At 61.1% G+C, this 23,135-nt stretch carries 23 protein-coding genes and 1 tRNA gene; 13 read left to right on the plus strand and 11 right to left on the minus strand.

Annotated elements, in window-relative coordinates; genetic code table 11:
* Positions 1 to 32 precede the first annotated feature (32 nt).
* Entirely contained in the window at positions 33 to 269 is a 237-nt protein-coding gene (locus BFP89_RS12180) for a DUF6124 family protein (RefSeq protein WP_065885749.1), read from the minus strand.
* Between the two features lie 422 nt (positions 270 to 691).
* On the opposite strand from BFP89_RS12180, the gene BFP89_RS12185 reads away from it, so the two are divergent.
* The 3 genes from BFP89_RS12185 (at position 692) to ntrC (ending at position 4,110) form a co-directional block, all read left to right on the plus strand.
* A complete protein-coding gene (locus tag BFP89_RS12185; RefSeq protein ID WP_065885750.1) occupies positions 692 to 1,228 on the plus strand; it encodes a chorismate mutase in 537 nt (178 codons plus the stop codon).
* A gap of 363 nt (positions 1,229 to 1,591) precedes the next feature.
* On the plus strand, positions 1,592 to 2,677 hold the full coding sequence (gene glnL, locus BFP89_RS12190; protein ID WP_057724492.1) for a nitrogen regulation protein NR(II): 1,086 nt from the start codon (positions 1,592 to 1,594) through the stop codon (positions 2,675 to 2,677).
* On the plus strand, positions 2,674 to 4,110 hold the full coding sequence (ntrC, locus tag BFP89_RS12195; protein WP_065885751.1) for a nitrogen regulation protein NR(I): 1,437 nt from the start codon (positions 2,674 to 2,676) through the stop codon (positions 4,108 to 4,110). The genes glnL and ntrC overlap by 4 nt, the downstream gene beginning before the upstream one ends.
* Before the next feature lie 450 nt (positions 4,111 to 4,560).
* On the opposite strand, the gene BFP89_RS12200 is transcribed toward ntrC, so the two are convergent.
* Positions 4,561 to 5,001 (minus strand): hypothetical protein, encoded by a 441-nt coding sequence (locus BFP89_RS12200; RefSeq protein WP_065885752.1) that lies wholly within the window; start codon positions 4,999 to 5,001, stop codon positions 4,561 to 4,563.
* Between BFP89_RS12200 and BFP89_RS12205 the strand changes: the two genes are divergently transcribed.
* Complete coding sequence (locus BFP89_RS12205) at positions 5,000 to 5,455, plus strand: tRNA (cytidine(34)-2'-O)-methyltransferase (RefSeq protein WP_065885753.1); 456 nt, start codon at positions 5,000 to 5,002, stop codon at positions 5,453 to 5,455. The genes BFP89_RS12200 and BFP89_RS12205 overlap by 2 nt on opposite strands.
* Before the next feature lie 121 nt (positions 5,456 to 5,576).
* Here BFP89_RS12205 and secB read toward each other — a convergent pair whose 3' ends face one another.
* The 3 genes from secB to BFP89_RS12220 are packed head-to-tail and all read right to left on the minus strand — an operon-like array spanning position 5,577 to position 6,761.
* Positions 5,577 to 6,056: a protein-export chaperone SecB gene (secB, locus tag BFP89_RS12210; RefSeq protein ID WP_003171119.1), complete on the minus strand. Its 480-nt coding sequence runs from the start codon at positions 6,054 to 6,056 to the stop codon at positions 5,577 to 5,579.
* A 35-nt stretch (positions 6,057 to 6,091) separates the two neighbouring features.
* The gene (grxC, locus tag BFP89_RS12215) at positions 6,092 to 6,346 is read right to left on the minus strand and encodes a glutaredoxin 3 (protein ID WP_065885754.1); all 255 of its coding nucleotides are present in this window, start codon (positions 6,344 to 6,346) and stop codon (positions 6,092 to 6,094) included.
* Between the two features lies 1 nt (position 6,347).
* On the minus strand, positions 6,348 to 6,761 hold the full coding sequence (locus tag BFP89_RS12220; RefSeq protein WP_057025458.1) for a rhodanese-like domain-containing protein: 414 nt from the start codon (positions 6,759 to 6,761) through the stop codon (positions 6,348 to 6,350).
* A gap of 151 nt (positions 6,762 to 6,912) precedes the next feature.
* On the opposite strand from BFP89_RS12220, the gene gpmI reads away from it, so the two are divergent.
* From gpmI to BFP89_RS12240, 4 genes are all read left to right on the plus strand, one after another.
* Positions 6,913 to 8,439: a 2,3-bisphosphoglycerate-independent phosphoglycerate mutase gene (gene gpmI / locus BFP89_RS12225; RefSeq protein WP_065885755.1), complete on the plus strand. Its 1,527-nt coding sequence runs from the start codon at positions 6,913 to 6,915 to the stop codon at positions 8,437 to 8,439.
* Positions 8,440 to 8,698: 259 nt separating this feature from the next.
* On the plus strand, positions 8,699 to 9,994 hold the full coding sequence (locus BFP89_RS12230) for a murein hydrolase activator EnvC family protein (protein WP_065885756.1): 1,296 nt from the start codon (positions 8,699 to 8,701) through the stop codon (positions 9,992 to 9,994).
* 30 nt (positions 9,995 to 10,024) lie between these two features.
* Positions 10,025 to 11,332: a S41 family peptidase gene (locus tag BFP89_RS12235; protein WP_065885757.1), complete on the plus strand. Its 1,308-nt coding sequence runs from the start codon at positions 10,025 to 10,027 to the stop codon at positions 11,330 to 11,332.
* A 1-nt stretch (position 11,333) separates the two neighbouring features.
* Positions 11,334 to 12,107 (plus strand): divergent polysaccharide deacetylase family protein, encoded by a 774-nt coding sequence (locus BFP89_RS12240; protein WP_065885758.1) that lies wholly within the window; start codon positions 11,334 to 11,336, stop codon positions 12,105 to 12,107.
* 160 nt (positions 12,108 to 12,267) lie between these two features.
* On the opposite strand, the gene BFP89_RS12245 is transcribed toward BFP89_RS12240, so the two are convergent.
* The 6 genes from BFP89_RS12245 to BFP89_RS12270 form a co-directional block, all read right to left on the minus strand.
* Positions 12,268 to 13,023, minus strand: a complete 756-nt coding sequence (locus tag BFP89_RS12245) for a substrate-binding periplasmic protein (RefSeq protein ID WP_065885759.1) — start codon at positions 13,021 to 13,023, stop codon at positions 12,268 to 12,270.
* 66 nt (positions 13,024 to 13,089) lie between these two features.
* On the minus strand, positions 13,090 to 13,860 hold the full coding sequence (gene hisF, locus BFP89_RS12250) for an imidazole glycerol phosphate synthase subunit HisF (RefSeq protein ID WP_017138643.1): 771 nt from the start codon (positions 13,858 to 13,860) through the stop codon (positions 13,090 to 13,092).
* 9 nt (positions 13,861 to 13,869) lie between these two features.
* Positions 13,870 to 14,607: a 1-(5-phosphoribosyl)-5-[(5-phosphoribosylamino)methylideneamino]imidazole-4-carboxamide isomerase gene (gene hisA, locus BFP89_RS12255; protein ID WP_065885760.1), complete on the minus strand. Its 738-nt coding sequence runs from the start codon at positions 14,605 to 14,607 to the stop codon at positions 13,870 to 13,872.
* A 104-nt stretch (positions 14,608 to 14,711) separates the two neighbouring features.
* Positions 14,712 to 15,350, minus strand: a complete 639-nt coding sequence (gene hisH / locus BFP89_RS12260; RefSeq protein ID WP_065885761.1) for an imidazole glycerol phosphate synthase subunit HisH — start codon at positions 15,348 to 15,350, stop codon at positions 14,712 to 14,714.
* Positions 15,350 to 15,943, minus strand: a complete 594-nt coding sequence (gene hisB, locus BFP89_RS12265) for an imidazoleglycerol-phosphate dehydratase HisB (protein WP_065885762.1) — start codon at positions 15,941 to 15,943, stop codon at positions 15,350 to 15,352. Before hisB ends, hisH begins: the two co-directional genes overlap by 1 nt.
* Before the next feature lie 231 nt (positions 15,944 to 16,174).
* Positions 16,175 to 17,836 carry an OFA family MFS transporter gene (locus tag BFP89_RS12270; protein WP_065885763.1) on the minus strand — a complete coding sequence of 554 codons (1,662 nt, stop codon included), beginning with the start codon at positions 17,834 to 17,836 and terminating at the stop codon, positions 16,175 to 16,177.
* A 324-nt stretch (positions 17,837 to 18,160) separates the two neighbouring features.
* On the opposite strand from BFP89_RS12270, the gene BFP89_RS12275 reads away from it, so the two are divergent.
* The 5 genes from BFP89_RS12275 (at position 18,161) to BFP89_RS12295 (ending at position 22,734) form a co-directional block, all read left to right on the plus strand.
* Entirely contained in the window at positions 18,161 to 20,377 is a 2,217-nt protein-coding gene (locus tag BFP89_RS12275) for an AsmA family protein (protein WP_065885764.1), read from the plus strand.
* Positions 20,374 to 21,441: an A/G-specific adenine glycosylase gene (mutY, locus tag BFP89_RS12280; RefSeq protein ID WP_065885765.1), complete on the plus strand. Its 1,068-nt coding sequence runs from the start codon at positions 20,374 to 20,376 to the stop codon at positions 21,439 to 21,441. Before BFP89_RS12275 ends, mutY begins: the two co-directional genes overlap by 4 nt.
* On the plus strand, positions 21,438 to 21,710 hold the full coding sequence (locus BFP89_RS12285; protein ID WP_065885766.1) for an oxidative damage protection protein: 273 nt from the start codon (positions 21,438 to 21,440) through the stop codon (positions 21,708 to 21,710). Before mutY ends, BFP89_RS12285 begins: the two co-directional genes overlap by 4 nt.
* Positions 21,711 to 21,813: 103 nt before the next feature.
* A tRNA-Phe gene (locus BFP89_RS12290) sits at positions 21,814 to 21,889 on the plus strand.
* Between the two features lie 173 nt (positions 21,890 to 22,062).
* Positions 22,063 to 22,734: a hypothetical protein gene (locus tag BFP89_RS12295; protein ID WP_065885767.1), complete on the plus strand. Its 672-nt coding sequence runs from the start codon at positions 22,063 to 22,065 to the stop codon at positions 22,732 to 22,734.
* The last annotated feature ends 401 nt before the right edge of the window (positions 22,735 to 23,135 follow it).

Here is a 23,135-nt window from a genome sequence, read left to right on the forward strand (position 1 = left end):
CCTTCGGGAGGTCTTTTTTTGCCTGTGGATTGTCAGATGGCCGCTTGGCGGTCGAGTATACGGCTGACCATCAGCGTCCCCATGGCGCTCAATTGGTGAATGGCCAGTGCGATATCGCGGTGCTTGCCATCCAGGTCTTCGCAAAGGTCCAGCAACAAGGTACTGACCGAGGAGAAGGTTTCGAAGCTGTTGATCATCAAGGCTTCGTCGTCGATATCGGCGGCAATGGTGAAGACGGATGGGGGTGGATTTGGGGTTGGTTTGAACATTGTCTACATTCCTCAAATGAGGCCGCTTTCATTTCGCTACTAAACGAAATGGAGGCAGCTGTGCGCAGGTTAGTAGACCGGTGAATGTAGAAGCCCGGCGCATCCGAAGATGCCCTGCGCACAACCGCCATCAAGCATGGAGACTGCACGACCTACAATTCAAATCCAGGCTACTAAACCTGATCGCTGATGAGCAGCGACCGAGTAACCTTAGAGACGACAAGCCAGCCGTACAAGCCGGCGGATTCTGGCTCACCTGTAGGCAACCGCGCAAGCCAAGGTAGCCTGCGCCTGACGCCCTACGCAGCCACTGTAGGAGCGAGCTTGCTCGCGAAAAACGCCAGGACACCACATTTCTTCAACATTTACGCGTTATCGTTAACGACCTTCGCGAGCAAGCTCGCTCCTACAGGGGATTTCCTTTGAAACGTCGATTTGTGTTCGCTCTGTTATTTGTCAGCGTCACCGCCAGCGCCGCACCGCCCACGCTTGAGCCGTTGCTCAACAGCATCGCCGAACGCCTGGAAATCGCCGACCAGGTGGCCTTGAGCAAATGGGACAGCCACAAGCCCGTTGAAGACAAAAAACGCGAGCAGGAAGTGATCGCCAGTGTCGTCGCCCAAGCCCCGAGCTACAAACTGCACCCCGCCGCCGCCGAGCAGTTTTTCTCAGCGCAGATCGAGGCGAACAAACTGGTGCAATACACCCACCTGTCCGACTGGCAGTTCCAGGGCAAGGCGCCGGACGATCCGCGCCCGGACCTGGTCAAGCAGATTCGCCCGCGGCTGGATGAACTGCAAAAACGCCTGCTGCAACAACTGGCCGACTTCACCCCGCAGCGTACCGACCCGCAGTGCCCGCAGTGGCTGGCCGAGGCGGTGCATGAACCGTTGAACGATCCGCTGCGCCAACTGGCGATGATCCGCGCCACCGCCGAACTCTGCATCTATAAAGGTTAATGACTGCAAACCCGGTAAAAATGTGGGAGGGGGCTTGCCCCCGATGGCGGTGGTTCAGCCAGCATATCTGTAGCTGACCCACCGCAATCGGGGGCAAGCCCCCTCCCACATTTGGATCGCATCCATCCCTGACAGCCCGCCCCAAGTCGCACTATATTGGTGCGATAGGTTGCACCCCCACTGCAGCCCCAGCCCATTTTGGTTCGATTCTTCCCGAGCAGACTGGCAGAACGCCACAGTTTCGCGCCTGAACCGCCTATTTCACGGGTTTAACGCTTCTTTTCGGAGCCTTGGTTTGGTTTTTGCATTTTCCTTGTATCAGCGTGTGCCTCAAGCCTGCGCCTTGCTCCAAAAGAGGTCCCGATGACCATCAGCGATGCTCTGCACCGTTTGTTACTCGACAACCTGACCACCGCGACCATTCTGCTCAATGCCGACTTGCGCCTTGAGTACATGAACCCGGCGGCGGAGATGCTCCTGGCCATCAGCGGCCAGCGCAGCCATGGGCAGTTCATCAGCGAATTGTTCACCGAGTCCGCCGAGGCACTGAGCTCGTTGCGCCAGGCCGTGGAGCAGGCGCACCCGTTCACCAAGCGCGAAGCGATGCTCACCGCACTCACCGGGCAGACGCTGACCGTCGACTACGCGGTGACACCGATCCTGAGCAATGGCGCCACCCTGCTGCTGCTCGAAGTGCACCCCCGCGATCGCCTGCTGCGCATCACCAAGGAAGAGGCGCAGCTGTCCAAGCAGGAAACCAGCAAGATGCTGGTGCGCGGCCTGGCCCATGAGATCAAGAACCCCCTGGGCGGCATTCGCGGCGCGGCGCAGTTGCTGGCCCGCGAGCTGCCGGAGGAGCATCTCAAGGATTACACCAACGTCATCATCGAAGAGGCCGACCGCCTGCGTAACCTGGTGGACCGCATGCTCGGCTCCAACAAGCTGCCGTCCCTGGCCATGACCAACGTGCACGAAGTGCTGGAGCGCGTCTGCCAACTGGTCGACGCCGAAAGCCAGGGCTGCATCACCCTGGTGCGCGACTACGACCCGAGCATTCCCGACGTGTTGATCGACCGCGAGCAAATGATCCAGGCGGTACTCAATATCGTGCGCAACGCCATGCAGGCCATCAGCAGCCAGAACGAGTTGCGCCTGGGCCGCATCAGCCTGCGCACCCGCGCGCTGCGCCAGTTCACCATCGGCCATGTACGCCATCGCCTGGTGACCAAGGTCGAGATCATCGACAACGGCCCGGGCATTCCGGCCGAACTGCAGGAAACCATCTTCTTCCCCATGGTCAGCGGCCGCCCGGACGGTACCGGGCTGGGCCTGGCCATTACCCAGAACATCATCAGCCAGCACCAGGGCCTGATCGAATGTGAGAGCCATCCCGGCCACACCACGTTCTCGATCTTCCTGCCATTGGAACAAGGAGCCCCCACGACATGAGCCGTAGTGAAACTGTCTGGATCGTCGATGACGACCGTTCTATCCGCTGGGTCCTGGAGAAAGCCTTGCAACAGGAAGGCATGACCACCCAGAGCTTCGACAGCGCCGACGGCGTGATGAGCCGCCTGGCTCGCCAGCAGCCGGACGTGATCATCTCCGATATCCGCATGCCCGGCGCCAGCGGCCTGGACTTGCTGGCGCGCATTCGCGAGCAGCACCCGCGCCTGCCAGTGATCATCATGACCGCGCACTCGGACCTGGACAGCGCTGTCGCGTCCTACCAGGGCGGCGCCTTTGAGTACCTGCCCAAGCCGTTCGATGTGGACGAGGCGGTGGCGCTGGTCAAGCGCGCCAACCAGCACGCCCAGGAGCAACAGAACCAGGAAGCCCCGCCGGCCCTGACCCGCACCCCGGAAATCATCGGTGAAGCGCCGGCGATGCAGGAAGTATTTCGCGCCATCGGGCGCTTGAGTCACTCCAACATCACCGTGCTGATCAACGGCGAATCGGGCACCGGTAAAGAGCTGGTGGCCCACGCCCTGCACCGTCACAGCCCTCGGGCAGCCTCGCCGTTCATTGCACTGAACATGGCGGCGATCCCGAAGGACTTGATGGAGTCCGAGCTGTTCGGCCATGAAAAAGGCGCGTTCACCGGCGCGGCCAATCTGCGCCGAGGCCGCTTTGAGCAGGCCGACGGCGGCACCCTGTTCCTCGATGAAATCGGTGACATGCCGGCCGATACCCAGACCCGCCTGCTGCGGGTGCTGGCCGACGGCGAGTTCTATCGGGTGGGCGGGCACACGCCGGTCAAGGTGGATGTACGCATCATCGCGGCCACCCACCAGAACCTGGAAACCCTGGTGCACGCCGGCAAGTTCCGTGAAGACTTGTTCCACCGCCTCAACGTGATCCGCATCCACATCCCGCGCATGTCGGACCGCCGCGAAGACATCCCCACCCTCGCCCGCCACTTCCTCAGCCGCGCCGCCCTGGAACTGGCCGTGGAGCCGAAGCTGCTCAAAAGCGAGACCGAGGAATACCTGAAGAACCTGCCATGGCCCGGCAACGTACGCCAACTGGAGAACACGTGCCGCTGGATCACGGTAATGGCGTCCGGGCGCGAAGTGCACATCAGCGACCTGCCGCCGGAGCTGTTGAGCCTGCCCCAGGACTCGGCCCCGGTGACCAACTGGGAACAGGCGCTGCGCCAATGGGCCGATCAGGCCCTGGCACGCGGCCAGTCAAACCTGCTCGACAGCGCCGTGCCGGCGTTCGAGCGAATCATGATCGAGACCGCGCTCAAGCACACCGCCGGCCGCCGTCGCGATGCCGCCGTGCTGCTGGGCTGGGGCCGCAATACCCTGACGCGCAAGATCAAGGAGCTGGGGATGAAGGTGGATGGCGCAGATGACGACGACAGCGACGACGCCTGATCACCGCTCTCTGCTCCACTGAAAATCCAATGTGGGAGGGGGCTTGCCCCCGATTGCGGTGGGTCAGCCACAGATAGGCTGGCTGATACACCGCTATCGGGGGCAAGCCCCCTCCCACATTTGGATCGTCACAAGATTTGAAGGTTGTGCACTGCTTCAATGCACCATGAACCGGCATTGGGCACTGACTTGAGACCTGAAAGATCGCTATCGCTAAAAAACTCTTGAACGCTGAAACCACCAAAGCCCCGGATTCCGGGGCTTTGCGCTTTCTTGCAATCATTTACCGCGCCAATTGCAAACGTTGGCACGCGCCCTGCAATAACCCTGGTACTACCCAGTTTCGGGGACCTTGGTACAGGCAGGCCGAGAATCCCCTCTTTAACACCGAAGCCTCTGGCTTCACCCGTTTTGGGAGCCCTGGTACAGGCAGGCCGGGAACTCCCTCTTTTATTGCTCCTGGAGAAGGATCTCCAGCCGCCAGCGGTCATCGACCTCCTGGCCGTTCCACTCCCCACGCAATGGCCGCGCCGCCACCAGGTTGAGCAGCAAACCGCCGTCGGTCTTGCGCACGCGCCAGTTCACGTCCTTGTCATTGACCTTCAGTTGCCCATTGGCAGCCTTGCCCTGTGCGTCGAACAACAGCGCCACGGCGCCGTCGATATGTTCGCCGTGCAGCTTGGGCTCGCGGTTGAACCACACCAGCAGACCGTCCGCCACAGGTTCTATCTGTTGCAGTTCGACCGGTTCCGGGGTGGTCAGGCGCCCAATCATCAAGCCCACCATCAGGCCGACAATCGCCAGCGAGCCGAGTACTCTGGGCAATAGCTTCGGCCTTGGATCGTCTTCAGGGGTAGAATGCAGCGCATCTTTGCCTTCGGAGCCGTGCATGTTTCACGTCATCCTTTTTCAACCAGAAATTCCGCCGAATACCGGCAACGTTATCAGGCTGTGCGCCAACAGTGGCTGCCACCTGCATTTGATCGAACCGCTGGGCTTCGACATGGACGATAAACGCCTGCGCCGCGCCGGGCTGGATTACCACGAGTACGCCACCCTCCAGCGCCATGCCGACCTGGCCAGCTGCCTGGAAAGCCTGGGCCAGCCACGTGTGTTCGCGTTCACCACCAAGGGCTCGCGACCGTTTCATGATGTCAGCTTTGCCGAGGGCGACGCGTTTCTGTTTGGCCCGGAGAGCCGCGGTCTGCCGGCCGACGTGCTCGACGCCCTGCCTGATGGCCACCGCCTGCGCTTGCCGATGCGCGAGGGCTGCCGCAGCCTGAACCTGTCCAACACCGTTGCCGTCGCCGTCTACGAAGGCTGGCGCCAACTCGGTTTCAAGTAACACCGCATAGCAAATGTGGGAGGGGGCTTGGCCCCGATTGCGGTGGGTCAGCTACAGATAGGCTGGCTGATACACCGCTATCGGGGGCAAGCCCCCTCCCACATTTTTTTACCGCGTCGACTTATTGAACCGTCGACGAACCTTCCTGTTGCATGCGCTGCAGCTCTTGGGCGTACAGGGCATCGAAGTTCACAGGTGCCAGCATCAACGCCGGGAACGAGCCACGGGTGACCAGGCTGTCCAGGGTCTCACGGGCGTACGGGAACAGGATGTTCGGGCAGAACGCGCCCAGGGTGTGGCTCATGGACGCTTCGTCCAGGCCCTGGATCAGGAAGATACCCGCCTGTTGCACTTCAGCGATGAAGGCCACTTCTTCGCCGTTCTTGACGGTGACCGACAGGGTCAGCACGACTTCATGGAAGTCGCCTTCCAGGGCTTTCTGGCGGGTGTTCAGGTCCAGCGCGACGCTTGGGGTCCATTCCTGGCGGAAGATGGCCGGGCTTTTCGGCGCTTCGAACGACAGGTCACGCACGTAGATGCGCTGCAGCGAAAACTGTGGGCCTTGGTCTTGCGCTGCTTCGGTGTTCTGTTGATCAGTCATCGCAGATCCTTCTTTATCTTGGGGTCTTTTAGGGGTTAGGCGGACAGCAGCGCGTCAAGTTTACCGGCGCGCTCCAAAGCGAACAGCTCATCGCAACCACCGATATGCCGGCTGCCGATCCAGATCTGCGGGACCGACGTGCGGCCAGCCTTCTGGGTCATTTCGGCGCGCACTTGAGGCTTGCCGTCGACCTTGATTTCTTCGAAGGCGACCTTCTTGCTCTGGAGCAACTGCTTGGCTCGAATGCAATAAGGGCAATAATCGCTGGAATACACGACAACCTGGCTCATATCACTTCACCAACGGCAGGTTATCGCCACGCCAGCTGCTGATTCCACCGGACAGCTTGGCGGCGGTAAAGCCGGACTTGAGCATCTCGCGGGCATGCGTGCCGGAGTGCTGGCCTTGGGCGTCGACCAGGATAATGGTCTTGGCCTTGTATTTCTCCAGTTCGGCCAAGCGCGCGATCAGCTTGTCCTGCGGAATGTTCAGGGCGCCGACGATGTGGCCGGCGGCGAAATCCTTGGCCGGGCGAATATCCACGACAACGGCCTCATCCTTGTTGACCAGGGCGGTCAGCTCCGATGTGCTCAGGCTGCGGCCACCACGGCTCAATTCGTGAGCGATCAGCAGCGCCAGCAGGATGACGAAGGCACCCACGAGCAGATAGTGGGCAGTGGCAAATGCAATCAGGTGATCAACCATCAAGGAGGTTCCAGGGCGTTAAAATGGCGGTAAGTATACACAGCCGTCGGGGGCGGCCAACCCCCGTAAAGCGGTGACGCGGTTGGAACTTCGCTTTAAACTGCCACTCACTTTTCCATTGCCTTCCTTTATTACCGCCGCGAGAGGATCTATGACTACCACGCCTAAACCTTTGGTCCTGATAATTCTCGATGGCTTCGGACACAGTGAAAGCCACCACGACAACGCGGTGTACGCCGCCCGCAAGCCTGTGCTGGATCGTCTCACCGCTACCGTGCCCAACGGTTTGATCTCAGGCTCCGGCATGGACGTGGGCCTGCCGGACGGCCAGATGGGCAACTCGGAAGTCGGTCACATGAATCTCGGCGCCGGACGAGTGGTCTATCAAGACTTCACCCGCGTGACCAAAGCGATCCGCGATGGCGAGTTCTTCGAGAACCCGACCATTTGCGCAGCGGTGGACAAAGCCGTCGCCGCCGGCAAGGCCGTGCACTTCATGGGCCTGCTCTCGGATGGCGGCGTACACAGCCATCAGGACCACCTGATCGCCATGGCCGAACTGGCCTTCAAGCGCGGCGCCGACAAGATCTACCTGCATGCCTTCCTTGACGGTCGCGACACCCCGCCCAAAAGCGCGCAGTCGTCCATCGAACTGCTGGACGCCACCTTCGCCGCCCTGGGCAAAGGCCGCATCGCCAGCCTGGTAGGCCGTTACTTTGCCATGGACCGCGACAACCGCTGGGACCGTGTGGCCCAGGCCTACAACCTGATCGTCGATGGCCAGGCCGAATTCAACGCCGCCACCGCCCAGCAAGGCCTGGAAGCCGCCTACGCCCGTGGCGAGAGCGATGAATTCGTCAAGGCCACCACCATCGGCGAGCCGGTGAAAGTCGAAGACGGCGACGCCATGGTGTTCATGAACTTCCGCGCCGACCGTGCCCGTGAGCTGAGCCATGTGTTTGTCGACGACGGTTTCAAGGACTTCGAACGCGCACGCCAGCCGAAAGTCGAGTTCGTCATGCTCACCCAATACGCCGCCAATATCCCGGCCCCGTCGGCTTTTGCGCCGGGCAGCCTGGAAAACGTGCTGGGTGATTACCTGGCGAAAAACGGCAAGACTCAACTGCGCATCGCCGAAACCGAAAAATATGCCCACGTGACCTTCTTCTTCTCCGGCGGACGTGAAGAACCTTTCCCTGGCGAAGAGCGCATCCTGATCCCATCGCCAAAAGTCGCCACCTACGACCTGCAGCCGGAAATGAGCGCACCGGAAGTCACCGACAAGATCGTCGACGCCATCGAGCATCAGCGTTATGACGTCATCGTGGTCAACTACGCCAACGGCGACATGGTCGGCCACAGCGGCAACCTGGAAGCTGCCACTAAGGCCGTGGAATGCCTGGACCTGTGCGTGGGCCGCATCGTCGACGCCCTGGACAAAGTCGGTGGCGAAGCGCTGATCACCGCCGACCACGGCAACTGCGAGCAGATGTCCGACGAGTCCACCGGCCAGGCCCACACAGCCCACACCACCGAGCCGGTGCCGTTCATCTACGTCGGCAAGCGCGATTTCAAAGTGCGTAACGGCGGCGTACTGGCGGATGTGGCGCCGACCATGCTGATGCTGATGGGGCTGGAAAAGCCGAAGGAAATGACCGGGACCTCAATCCTGGTCTGATCTGAACAACACGGCAGATCCAATGTGGGAGGGGGCTTGCCCCCGATGACGGAGTGTCAGTCAACACTTATGTGACTGGTCCACCGCTATCGGGGGCAAGCCCCCTCCCACATTGGCCCTTCGGTGTTTGGAAGATATCTTTTTGCCATACCACCACCACTCGGCACCTATCTTGCCCGCCCGCCCCAATTGGACGTTTTTTTTGCGGCGCTTGGCGGGCATACTAGAGCGTCCCTTTCCCCTGGTGTCGCCCGCCTCTATGCTTCGCGCCTTGATTACCCTCGCTCTTGTCTGCCTGCTCCAACCGGCATTTGCCGATGAGCGTGCACAAACCCAACAACAGTTGGACGCTACGCGTCAGGACATTACCGAGCTGAAAAAACTGCTCGGCAAGCTCCAGGAAGAAAAGTCCGGGGTGCAGAAAGACCTGCGCGGCACGGAAACCGAAATGGGCAAGCTGGAGAAGCAGGTCCAGGAGCTGCAAAAAGAATTAAAGAAGAGCGAGTCGGAACTGGAGCGACTCGACGCTGAGAAAAAAAAACTCCAGAGCGCACGCGTTGAGCAGCAACGCCTGATCGCGATCCAGGCTCGCGCCGCCTACCAGAGCGGCCGCCAGGAATATCTCAAGCTGCTGCTCAACCAGCAGAACCCGGAAAAGTTCGCCCGCACCCTCACCTATTACGATTACCTGAGCCAGGCGCGCCTGGCGCAGTTGAAGGGCTTTAACGAAACGCTGCGCCAGTTGGCCAATGTCGAGCAGGAGATCAATGATCAGCAGGCCCAACTGCTCGATCAGAAGACCGCGCTCGACACCCAGCGCAACGAATTGGACAAGGTCCGCAAGGAACGCCAGCAAGCCCTGGCCAAGCTCAACAATGACGTAAAAGCCCGCGACGCCAAGCTCCAGGCCCGCGAGCAGGACCAGGCCGACCTGGCCAAAGTGCTCAAGACTATCGAAGAAACCCTGGCGCGCCAGGCACGCGAGGCCGAGGAGGCGCGGCAAAAAGCGCTGATCGCCCAGCAGGAAGCCGAAAAAAAGCGCCAGCGTGAGGCCGAACTGGCAGCCACTACCGATGCGCCGGCCCCGCGCAAACCGGCGCACGCAGCGCCTGGCCCACTGGTTTCCAGCAGCGGCGAGTCGTTCGGCGGGCCTTTTGCTTCAGCGCGCGGCAAACTTCCATGGCCGGTTGATGGTCGATTGTTGGCACGCTTCGGCGAAACCCGTGGCGATGACACCCGTGCCAAGTGGGACGGTGTGATGATCAGCGCCTCTGCGGGCAGCCAGGTCCACGCCGTCCACGGCGGGCGCGTGGTGTTTGCCGATTGGCTGCGCGGGGCCGGCCTGCTGGTAATTCTTGACCACGGTAATGGCTATTTGAGCCTTTACGGCCACAATCAGACGTTACTCAAGTCGGCAGGTGATGTGGTAAAAGCCGGTGAATCCATCTCCACTGTCGGTAACAGTGGTGGCCAGGACACCCCGGCGCTGTACTTCGCTATTCGTCAGCAGGGCCGCCCGAGCGACCCTGCACAATGGTGCAGATCCCAAGGATAGGGTCTCATCTACATTAGGAGTTCGTTCGACATGCTGCATTTGTCCCGCCTCACTTCGCTGGCCCTGACGATCGCCCTGGTGATCGGCGCGCCTCTGGCTTTTGCCGACCAGGCTGTTCCCGCCGCGACCGCTGCGACCACCAAGGCGCCGTTGCCGCTGGACGAGCTGCGCACCTTTGCCGAGGTCATGGACCGGATCAAGGCAGCCTATGTCGAACCCGTAGACGACAAGACCCTGCTGGAAAACGCCATCAAGGGCATGCTCAGCAACCTCGACCCGCATTCGGCCTACCTGGGCCCGGAAGACTTCGCTGAACTGCAGGAAAGCACCAGCGGTGAATTCGGTGGCCTGGGCATTGAGGTCGGTTCCGAAGACGGCAACATCAAGGTGGTCTCGCCCATCGACGACACCCCGGCATCCAAGGCCGGCATCCAGGCGGGTGACTTTATCGTCAAGATCAACGGCCAGCCGACCCGCGGCCAGACCATGACCGAAGCCGTCGACAAGATGCGCGGCAAGATCGGCCAGAAAATCACCCTGACCCTGGTGCGCGACGGCGGCAATCCGTTCGACGTGACCCTGACCCGCTCCACCATCGTGGTCAAGAGCGTGAAGAGCCAGTTGCTGGAGTCGGGCTACGGTTACATCCGCATTACCCAGTTCCAGGTCAAGACCGGCGACGAAGTGGCCAAGGCCCTGGCCAAGCTGCGCAAGGACAACGGCAAGAAGCTCAACGGCATCGTGCTCGACCTGCGTAACAACCCGGGCGGTGTGTTGCAGTCGGCGGTGGAAGTGGTCGACCACTTCATCACCAAGGGCCTGATCGTCTACACCAAGGGCCGCATCGCCAATTCCGAACTGCGCTTCTCGGCCACCGGCAACGATCTGAGCGAGAACGTGCCGCTGGCCGTGCTGATCAACGGCGGCAGCGCCTCGGCCTCGGAGATCGTCGCCGGCGCCCTGCAGGACCAGAAGCGCGGTGTGCTGATGGGCACCACGACCTTCGGTAAAGGCTCGGTGCAAACCGTATTGCCGCTCAATAACGAGCGTGCGCTGAAGATCACCACGGCGCTGTACTACACGCCCAATGGTCGCTCGATCCAGGCCCAGGGCATCGTGCCGGACATCGAAGTGCGCAAGGCCAAGATCACCAACGAGATCGACAGCGAGTACTACAAAGAGGCGGACCTGCAAGGCCACCTGGGCAATGGCAACGGCGGTGCCGACCAGCCGACCGGCAGCGGCGCCAAAGCCAAACCGATGCCGCAGGACGACGATTATCAGTTGGCCCAGGCGCTGAGCCTGCTCAAGGGCCTGAGCATCACGCGCAGCCGTTGATATGCGCGTTGCCCTGATCATCGCCTTGCTGTGCAGCCTGGCCGGATTCGCGCAAGCGACGCCGGTCGGCGAGCCGCACAAAGCCTATCTCACCCTGATCATCGACGACCTCGGGCAGAACCTGCCCAGGGATCGTCGCGTGCTGGCCCTGCCCGGGCCGGTCACCACCGCGATCATGCCTGACACCCCTCACGCCGCCGAATTCGCCCGCGAGGCCCACAAGGCCGGCAAGATCGTCATCCTGCATATGCCCATGGACCCGGCCACCGGTCCGTTTGCCTGGCACCCCGAGCTGTCGATCGAAGAACTGGCCAAGCGCCTGGACGCCGCCTTCGCGGCCGTGCCCTACACCGCCGGCATCAATAACCATATGGGCAGCCGCATGACGGCGCAGCCGCAGGCAATGGCGTGGTTAATGGGCGAGCTGCAGCGGCGCCACAAGTTCTTTGTGGACAGCCGTACCAGCGCACAGACTGTCGCCGCCGCAGAGGCGCAGAAGATTGGACTGGCGCATGTTTCGCGGGATGTGTTCCTGGATGACGAACGCACCGAGGCAGCGATCACCACGCAGCTGCAAACCGCAATCAAGCTGGCGCACAAGCAGGGTTCGGCGGTGATGATCGGGCACCCTTACCCCCAGACCCTGGCGGTGCTGGAGCGCGAATTGCCCAAGCTCAAGGCGCAGGGTGTGGAGTGGATCGATATCAAGCTGATGATCAGCGTGCGCAGTAATCGGGCCATGGCCGGGCACGGCAAAGACGGCATTTACCGCTGAATGAAGGTGGCGAAAATCCAATGTGGGAGGGGCGGTGCGACGATTCGACTTGCCCCCGATAGCAGTAGATCAGCCAATATATTTTCAGCTGACACACCGCTATCGGGGGCAAGCCCCCTCCCACACTTTTAACCGCGTTTATTCTTCGGAACTGCCGACGTCAGAGGTAACGCGCCATGATTTCGTCGACACGACCGCTCTTGCGTAACTCATCCAGCGCAGCCTGGAGCTTGTTAACTACGTCATCCGGCACATCCTTGTTCAACGCCAGGTAAAGCTGCGCACTGTTGAAACGCAGTACCGTCTTCAGCCCGTTCACCCCCACCTGCCGCGCCAGGTAGCGCCCAGCAGGGTCGCCGGTGGCCCACAGGTCGATCTGGCCCTCCATGAGCTTTTGCGCATTGTCCTGGTCTCGCAAGGCGACAACCGGATTGAGCCCCTGCTTGTCCAGACTCTGGGCAATGGCATCGCCTTTGTAGGCGCCAATCCTGTAGCGGCGCGCCTGCTCCAGGCCTTCCAACTGGATTTTGCTGTCAGCCTTGGCCAACAGCACCCAATCGTCCGGGCCGATGGGGCCGACCCATTTGAACAAGGCTTCACGGTCCGGCAAACGCGCCATGACGAACACACCATAGCCAGGCTTTTCCAGGGCGAGTTTGTAGATTCGCTCCCAGGGGAAACGCAGGGTGAGGTTGTAGGAAATGCCGGCACGCTTGAAGGTCTCGCGCATGATGTCCACGGCGATACCTTCGATGTTCTCGTCCCTGGCGAAGTTCTTGCCGTTTTTCGCCATGTTGTAAGGCGGGAAATTTTCCGTCAGCAGCACCAGGGAGGTGTCAGACGATTCGTCGGCGTGCACCGTAGCCGCCATGAGCATGGAGGAACTGGCAAGGGCGAGCAGCAGGTGTTTGAACATGAAGGCTACCGGAATCCATGGCAAGCGCAGAGAGTGCCGCGCGCCTGCCATGCTGTCCAGCGGCGTTTAGCGCACGACGATACCGCGCGCGGCCATGTAGGCCTTGGCCTCGGGGACGGTGTATTCGCCGAAGTGGAAAATACTCGCCGCCAGCACCGCGCTGGCATGCCCTTCGATGACGCCATCGGCCAAGTGCTGCAGGTTGCCGACGCCGCCGGAGGCGATGACCGGGATGCCCAGGGCATCGCTGATGGCGCGGGTCACGCCCAGGTCGAAGCCGTTTTTCATGCCGTCCTGGTCCATGCTGGTCAGCAGGATTTCACCGGCGCCGAGGGCTTCCATCTTCATCGCCCACTCCACCGCATCCAGCCCGGTCGGTTTGCGCCCACCGTGGGTGAAGATCTCCCAGCGCGGGGTTTCGCCGGGGCCGGAAACTTTCTTGGCGTCGATGGCGACCACGATGCATTGCGAGCCGAAGTGCTGCGCCGCTTCGCCGACAAATTCAGGGTTGAACACGGCGGCGGTGTTGATCGAGACCTTGTCCGCGCCGGCATTGAGCAGGTTGCGGATGTCTTGCACGGTGCGCACGCCGCCGCCCACGGTCAGCGGGATAAACACCTGACTGGCCATGCGCTCAACGGTGTGCAAGGTGGTGTCGCGGCCGTCGACGCTGGCGGTGATGTCGAGAAAGGTAATTTCGTCGGCGCCCTGTTCATCGTAGCGACGGGCGATTTCCACCGGGTCGCCGGCATCACGGATGTTCTCGAACTTGACGCCCTTGACCACACGACCGTTGTCGACGTCCAGGCAAGGGATGATGCGTTTGGCCAGCGCCATGGTCAGTCCTCAGCCGTTGTAGGCATCGCAGTAAGCCTGGGCTTCGGCGACGTCCAGGGTGCCCTCATAAATCGCACGGCCCGTGATGGCGCCGATGATGCCAGGCGCCTTGGCGTCCAGCAGCGACTTGATGTCACCCAGGTTGTGGATACCGCCAGAGGCGATCACCGGGATTTTCGTCGCAGCAGCCAGCGCGGCGGTGAACGGTACGTTGCAGCCCTGCATCATGCCGTCTTTGGCGATGTCGGTATAAACGATGGCGGACACACCGTCGGCTTCGAACTGTTTAGCCAGGTCGATCACCTGCACAGTGCTGATTTCAGCCCAACCGTCGGTGGCGACAAAACCGTCCTTGGCATCCAGGCCGACGATAACCTTGCCTGGGAATGCGCGGCAGGCTTCGGCGACGAAGGCCGGGTCTTTTACGGCCTTGGTGCCGATGATCACGTAGCTCACTCCGGCCTTGACGTAATGCTCGATGGTTTCCAGCGAGCGGATGCCGCCGCCGATCTGGATCGGCAGGTTGGGGTAGCGCCGGGCGATCGCGGTGACCACCTCGCCGTTGACCGGCTGGCCTTCGAAGGCGCCGTTCAAGTCCACCAGATGCAGACGACGGCAGCCCCCTTCCACCCATTTGGCGGCCATGCTCACCGGGTCATCGGAGAACACCGTGGAATCTTCCATACGGCCCTGGCGCAGACGGACGCAGGCGCCGTCCTTGAGATCGATAGCGGGGATAATGAGCATGCGTTTCCTTCGTCAAAGAGCTGCAAGCTGCAAGCTATTAGCTGCAAGCAAGCACGCGTATCAATTCTTGCAACTTTCAAGCTTGGCGCTTGCAGTTGCTCTTCTTACCAACGCCCATCCCACGCGGCGAAGTTCTGCAGCAATTGCAGGCCATGGGTATGGCTCTTCTCCGGATGAAACTGCACGGCAAAGCGCGAACCGTCGGCCAGCGCGGCGGCGAAGTCGACGCCGTAGTGCCCGCCCCCCACCACCTGGCGCGGGTTACCGGCGGCGATGTAATAGCTGTGCACAAAGTAGAAGCGCGCCATGTCCGGAATCTCGTGCCACAGCGGGTGATCCACCGCGCGACGCACTTCGTTCCAGCCCATGTGCGGCACCTTGAGGTGCTCGCCGTCTTCATGCAGGTCTTTACCGAAGAACTTCACCTGGCCGGGAAACAGACCGATGCAGTCGACACCGCCGTTCTCTTCACTGCTGTCGAGCAAGGCTTGCATGCCCACGCAGATACCGAGGAACGGACGGTCCTGGCTGACTTCGCGCACCAGGGTGTCAAAGCCCAGGCGACGGATCTCGGCCATGCAATCGCGAATCGCGCCAACGCCTGGAAACACCACGCGGTCGGCTTCACGAATCACATTGGCATCGCTGGTGATCAGCACCTTGCCGGCGCCCACGTGCTCGAGGGCCTTGGCCACCGAGTGCAGGTTGCCCATGCCGTAATCGATAACCGCGACCGTCTGCATTACAGAACGCCCTTGGTCGAAGGCATTTGCCCGGCCATGCGCTCATCCAGCTCTACGGCCATACGCAGCGCGCGGCCGAAAGCCTTGAACACGGTTTCGATCTGGTGGTGGGTGTTGGTGCCGCGCAGGTTGTCGATGTGCAGGCTGACCAGGGCGTGGTTGACGAAACCCTGGAAGAATTCCTGGAACAGGTCGACGTCAAAGCCACCCACGGTGGCGCGGGTGTAGGGCACGTGCATCTGCAGGCCTGGGCGGCCGGAGAAGTCGATGACGACGCGCGACAGCGCTTCGTCCAGCGGGACATAGGCGTGGCCGTAGCGACGGATGCCTTTTTTGTCGCCGATGGCCTTGGCAAAGGCCTGGCCGAGGGTGATGCCCACGTCTTCCACCGTGTGGTGGTCGTCGATGTGCAGGTCGCCCTTGCTGACGATATCCAGGTCGATCAGCCCATGACGGGCGATCTGGTCCAGCATGTGCTCAAGAAAAGGTACACCGATATCAAATCGGGCCTTTCCGGTGCCATCCAGGTTGATCGAGGCTTTGATCTGGGTTTCCAGAGTGTCGCGCTCGACGGACGCCATACGTTCGACCATCACCAGCTCCGCAAATCATTGGGCGAAAAAGGCAGCCATTATAGGGGCGCGGGCGCTAAACAGAAACATCGAAGGGGATAAGACTGATGGAGTGTCGGGGATAGACATGTGCGTACATGCATAACCAATGTGGGAGGGGGCTTGCCCCCGATAGCAGTGGGTCAGTCAACAATGCATTGACTGATGCGCCGCCATCGGGGGCAAGCCCCCTCCCACAAGGGTTTTGCAGTGTTAGTGGAACAGTACTGCGGTCTTCTGCAGGGTCACCCACACACCCCACGCCAACGGAATGCCCACTACCAGCCAGGCGGCGACCGCCAATGGCTTGCTGCCAGGGGAGGCTTTCCACTCCAGCACGGTGCTGGCATCAGCGCCCTTGTCATGACCCAGCGCCTGCTCGGCGGCCAGTTCGGCGTCGGTCATGAAGTATTTGTCGGCTACCGGACGCACCAGCAGGTTGCAGATAAAGCCCAGCACCAGCAGGCCAGCGAGGATGTACAAGGTGATGTCGTAGGCCGCAGCGCGTTCAACGCCGATGCTCAACTGATATTCACGCAGGTAGTTCACCAGCACCGGGCCCAATACGCCGGCAGCGGCCCAGGCGGTCAGCAGGCGACCATGGATGGCGCCGACCATTTGCGTACCGAACAGGTCGGCCAGGTAAGCCGGGACCGTGGCAAAACCACCGCCGTACATCGACAGGATGATGCAGAACGCCGCGACGAACAGTGCCACGTTGCCCAGGTGCCCCAGGTTCGGGATCAGCGCGTACAGGGCAAAGCCCAGGGCGAAGAACACGAAGTAGGTATTTTTGCGCCCCAGGTAGTCGGAGAACGACGCCCAGAAGAACCGGCCACCGATGTTGAACAGGCTCAACAGGCCGGTGAAGCCCGCCGCAATGGCGGCGATCGATGCGAGTTGCCCTGCATCCAGCTGACCAAACGGTACATCCAGCCCCAGCAATTTGCCGCCGAACACTTCCTGCAACAGCGGCGAAGCCATGCCGAGGATGCCGATACCGGCTGACACGTTCAGGCACAGCACCAGCCATACCAGACGAAATTGCGGGGTCTTCCACGCCACGTTCACATGCACATGACGGTGCGTGATCATCGCGTTGCTGGCTTTTTTCGCCGGCGCGGTCCAGCCCTCAGGCTTCCAGCCGGTCGGCGGAACGCGATAGGACAAGGCGCCGCCGATCATGAACACGAAGTAGATCGCAGCCATCACCAGGAAGCTCTGCCATACGCCCACGCTGGTCGGCGAGGCGAAGTGGCCCATCAGTGCTGCCGCCAGCGGTGCACCGACCATCGCGCCGCCGCCGAAGCCCATGATCGCCATGCCGGTCGCCATGCCGCGCTTGTCCGGGAACCACTTGATCAGGGTCGATACGGGCGAGATATAGCCCAGGCCCAGGCCGATACCGCCGATGACCCCGGAGCCGATCCACATCAGCCAGATCTGGTGGGTATAGATACCCAACGCCGAGATCAGCAGGCCGCCGCACCAGCACAACGCCGAGACAACACCGGCCTTGCGTGGCCCGGCATGTTCCAGCCAGCCGCCCCAGATCGCTGCCGAGCAGCCCAGGAAGATGAAGAACAGGGTGTAGATCCAGCCCAGCATGGAGATGGGCCAGTCACATTGGGACGAGAAGACCTGGGCGATAAAGCTCATGTCCGGCGCGCAGGCCACCGGCGCAGTGATGCCCAGCGCCTTGGACAGCGGCAGCCAGAACACCGAGAAGCCGTAGGCCATGCCGATGCACAGGTGGATGGCCAGCGCGGCCGGTGGAACCAGCCAGCGGTTGAAGCCGGGCTTGGCGATAATGCGCTCCTTGGACAGGAACGCAGGCGGTGCGGCATTGGTACCGGCCGCAGTGCTAGTGCTCATTGGTGTTTCCCCCAGTTATTGGTATGCATCCGTCAGGCGCGCTTCCCCTCGGCCTTGCACGCAATGCGTGGCCGTTTTTGTGAGTGAAGCTCCATTTTGGCGCGACGATACGTCGCAGAAGGCGGACGAACGCGCAGAGATTAGCACCTGCAGATGCGAGAAAAACCAAATTGACATCACTTTTTTCAACCTATCTGTTTTATTTGACGCCAAAATCCCGTTTCGCTGGTCGTAGATACAATGTAACGATCCACGAACTGATGCAGGCCTTCGGGCGGTATACTCTGCGGCTAAATTTTGAAATCGACATACAAGGACTCGCCCATGAAAGCGTTCGGCAAAATCCTGGGTCTGGTATTTCTCGGGCTGTTGCTGATCATTGTGGCTCTCGGCTTTGCCCTGACCCATCTCTTCGATCCCAACGACTACAAAGAAGAAATTCGCCAGATTGCCCGCGACAAGGCCCACATCGAGCTGACGCTCAATGGCGACATCGGCTGGAGCCTGTTCCCCTGGCTGGGCCTGGAGCTGCACGAAGCCGGCGTGGCAACCCTGACCAATCCGACCCAACCGTTTGCCGACCTGCAGATGCTCGGCCTGTCGGTACGTGTGCTGCCGCTGCTGCGCCGCGAAGTGCAGATGAGCGATGTGCGGGTCGAGGGCCTGAACCTGCGCCTGAACCGCGACAAGAACGGCCACGGCAACTGGGAAGACATCGGCAAGAACCTGCCCGACGAGACCCCGGGTGCCGCCACCCCGGCGCCGGCCGAACCGGTGGCTGAAGCCAAGCCGGAAAAACCGCCGCAGCCGATCCGCCTGGACATCGACAGCCTGACCATCAACAACGCCCGCGTTGAATACAACGATGAACAGACCGGCAAGCAATTGAGCGCTGAAAGCATCCAACTGAGTGCCGGCGCCATCCACGAAGGCGCCAACATTCCGCTGAAACTCACCGCTTTCCTGGGCAGCAACCAGCCGGTCATGCGCCTCAAGACCGAGCTGAACGGCAACTTGCGCATCCAGCGCGCCCTCAAGCGCTACCAGTTCGAAGACATGCGCCTGAGCGGCGAAGCCACTGGCGAACCCTTGCAGGGCAAGACGCTGACCTTCTCCACCCAGGGTCAATTGCTGGTCGATCTTGCCGCCAACATCGCCGAATGGACCAACCTGAAACTCTCGGCCAACCAATTGCGCGCACTGGGCGAACTGCGGGCCACTGACCTGAGCAACACCCCGCAGATCAGCGGCGCGCTGTCGGTCGCGCAGTTTGACCTGGCCAAGTTTCTCGAGAGCGTCGGCCACCCTCTGCCGGCCATGGCACCGGGCAGCCTGAGCAAAGTCGAACTGGTCAGCCGCCTCACAGGCACGCCGACCAATGTCGCGCTGGAGGACCTGAACCTGAAACTCGATGGCAGCACCTTCACCGGTCGCGTTGCCGTGGATGATTTCGCCAAGCAGTCACTGCGCGTGCAGCTCAAGGGCGACACCTTCAATGCCGACAATTACCTGCCGGCCAAATCCGAAGCCGCCAAAGGCACGGCGGCCGCACGCCAGGCCGAAGTGCAAGGCAGCGAGGCCGGTGCAATGGCCGCCGGCGGTAACAGCCCACTGCCGGAAGCGCCGACCAAAGCCGCCTGGAGCAGTGACAAACTGCTGCCGCTGACCCGCCTGCGCAGCCTGGATATCAACGCGGACCTTGCGTTCGGCCAACTCACCTTGAGCCAGCTGCCGATCCAGAACGCGGTACTGAAAGCCTCGGGCATCGATGGCCAGCTCAGGCTCGACGCGCTGAGCGGTGGCCTCTACAACGGCACGTTCCAGGCCAACGGCACCCTCGATGTACGCCAGGACACCCCGCTCCTGGCGCTGCAAACCCATATCAAGCAGGTACCGGTAGAAAAAATCCTGCAGGCCCAGGGGAAAACCCCACCAGTCAAAGGCCTGGTCACCCTGGACAGCAACCTGACCGGGCGTGGCAACAGCCAGAAGGCCTTGATCGACAGCCTCAACGGCACCGCCGGCATCGTCATCAACAACGGTGTACTGCTCAACGCCAACATCGAGCAACAACTGTGTACCGGTATCGCCCTGCTCAACCGCAAAACCCTGAGCACCACGCCGCAAGGCAAGGACACGCCCTTCCAGGAACTGCGCGGCAACCTGACGTTGCGCAACGGCGTGGCCAGCAACCCTGACCTGAAAGTGCGCATTCCGGGGCTGACCCTCAACGGCAATGGCGATGTCGACCTGCGCGTGCTGGGCATGGACTACCGGGTGGGTATCATCGTCGAAGGCGACCAGCGCGACGTGCCGGACCCGGCCTGCCAGGTCGGCGCCAACTTCCAGGGTATCGAAGTGCCGCTGCGCTGCCGTGGCCCGCTGGAACTGGGCGCCAAGGCCTGCCGCCTGGACAAGGACGGCCTCGGCCAGGTCGCCATCAAAGCGGCGGGCAACCGTCTCAACGAGAAACTCGAAGAGAAGCTCGACAAGGTCAATCCCAAGCTCAAAGACGCATTGAAAGGCCTGTTCAACCGATGAGAAACGAGCAGTTTTCACAGGCGGTGCTGGACTGGTACGACCGCCACGGTCGCCACGACCTGCCCTGGCAACAGGGCATCACGCCGTATCGGGTGTGGGTGTCGGAGATCATGCTGCAACAGACCCAGGTCAGCACCGTGCTCAATTACTTCGACCGGTTCATGGCGTCCTTGCCGACGGTCCAGGCACTGGCCGCCGCGCCGGAAGACGAAGTGCTGCACCTGTGGACCGGCCTGGGTTACTACACCCGGGCGCGCAACCTGCAAAAGACTGCAAAGATCGTGGTCGCCGAATACGGCGGCGAGTTTCCCAGGGATGTCGAAAAACTCACCGAGCTGCCCGGCATCGGCCTGTCCACCGCCGGCGCAATCGCCAGCCTGAGCATGGGCCTGCGTGCGCCGATCCTCGACGGCAACGTCAAGCGCGTGCTGGCACGCTTTACCGCACAAGAGGGCTACCCTGGCGAACCCAAGGTCGCCAAGCAACTGTGGGCGACCGCAGAGCGCTTTACACCACACGACCGCGTCAACGCCTACACCCAGGCGATGATGGACATGGGCGCCACGCTATGCACCCGCAGCAAACCCAGTTGCCTGCTGTGCCCGCTGGAAAAAGGCTGCGAAGCCCACATGCTTGGCCTGGAGACGCGCTACCCGATCCCCAAGCCACGCAAGACCATCCCCCAGAAGCGCACGCTGATGCCGATGCTCGCCAATGCCGAAGGCGCGATCCTGCTTTACCGTCGCCCCTCCACGGGCCTGTGGGGCGGTTTATGGAGCCTGCCGGAACTGGACGACCTGGAAGACCTGGATCATCTGGCCAACCAGCACGCGCTGGCCTTGGGCAAACATCAGGAACTGCCGGGGCTGATCCACACCTTCAGCCACTTCCAGCTGGCCATCGAACCCTGGCTGGTCCAGGTCGAGGAAAGCGCCCATCACGTGGCCGAGGCCGACTGGCTCTGGTATAACCTCGCCACCCCACCGCGCCTGGGCCTTGCCGCCCCGGTGAAAAAACTGCTGAAGCGCGCGGCTGAAGTATTGAACGCAGGAGAGTCGTCATGACCCGCACCATCATGTGCCGCAAGTACCACGAAGAACTGCCCGCCCTCGAACGCGCCCCTTTTCCGGGTGCCAAAGGCCAGGACATCTACGATAACGTCTCCGCCAAGGCGTGGGCCGACTGGCAAAAACACCAGACCCTGCTCATCAACGAAAAACGCTTGAACATGATGAACGCCGAAGACCGCAAATACCTGCAGGGCGAAATGGACAAGTTCTTTTCCGGCGAGGATTACGCCAAGGCCGACGGCTACGTACCACCTGCTCAATAATTGATCAAAAACCGGGGTCTGCACGTAAGCGACGGTAATAATTAAATATTTTTTGAAAACTTGCTTGACGACCCCCTGAAAAACCCGTTTAATGCGCCCCGTTGCCCAGATAGCTCAGTCGGTAGAGCAGGGGATTGAAAATCCCCGTGTCGGCGGTTCGATTCCGTCTCTGGGCACCAAAATACCGAGAAACCCCAAGGAACAATGTGTTCCTTGGGGTTTTTTATTGCCTGCGATTTAATGGCGGCCGGCTGCGTGCGGTCACGATGTCGCAGCAGCACGATTGAGGGTTGTTTTTCTCTGGACTCAATCGTCCAGCCTTTACCCAATTCCCAGTTGTAAGGTTTTTTCCATGACCCGCTTCTTGCTCTGCACGCTCTTGCTACTGACCGCAATGGTCAGTGGATGCGCCACGCAAATGGACGTAGCAATCAACGCAACGCCTGACCCCGACTACCACTTCGACCGCCAGGCCACCGTACTGGTGACGTCCACCGGCGGCAGCGACGAAAACGCGCTCAACGCCCGCTACTACCTGCGCGACATGGTCAGCGCCATGAAAGACCAGGGCTTTCGCACTGTCTTCACCGACACCACCCTGCCCAAAGACCATGCACCGATCAAAATGACCGTCACCCTGGACGTCGACAGCAAGCAAGTCACCTACCGCTATACCGCCACCGAATACGGCCAGGTGGCAAACAGCACCACCACGCAGTGCAAGAAGAACAAAAAGAAAACCGACCAGCTGACCTGCACCAGCACCCCAAACACCACCTACGGCCCCGTAGGCACCTCTGAGCGCACCGGCTACACCACCCTCACCACGTTCAGGGCAACCGCCCGGGATGAGGCGAGCAAGCGCGCGGTGTACGTGCTGCGGGCATCGTCCTATAACGACGACTGCCAGGCCGCGAAGGTAGAAGCCTTTTTGGTGGAACAGGGGCTGCGCAATCTGAATTTCCAGGATCGGGTGCAGCGTAATTACACGGTTACGATGCCGGAGGGGTTTCGTTGTAAATAAGTGCTACGTGGCCTGGGGCAGAGCTTTTCTCCAACGCTTTTCACTTATCTGAGCCGTGTTTTTGAGATGACGTAAGCCCTCTTGAGGCCCTTAGCTCCTATAAAACGGGCATCAGGCCGCTCACTTTTCGAGATAATCGAAAGCCTGCTAGAGATAATTTCCGATAAGGCCGAGTTTGCTCATCAAAGTGGACGGAACAGCGCAAGGCTCTGACCCATTGCGAGAAATCGCGAATATCGAAAGGGCGATGGACTAAAAACAGGAAAAACAGGGGTAAGACCACGTTTAGTGCTCCGCCAGAAGAATAGTGGTCTGACCCTGAGGGATCCCCACAAATTCACCCTAAGCTCTGCGCTTGATGGCGCACCTCATCACGCAGAGCCCGCTCCAATATTTCCATG

The organism is Pseudomonas sp. 31 R 17 (assembly GCF_900004915.1).
Classification (GTDB): Bacteria; Pseudomonadota; Gammaproteobacteria; order Pseudomonadales; family Pseudomonadaceae; genus Aquipseudomonas; species Aquipseudomonas orientalis_A.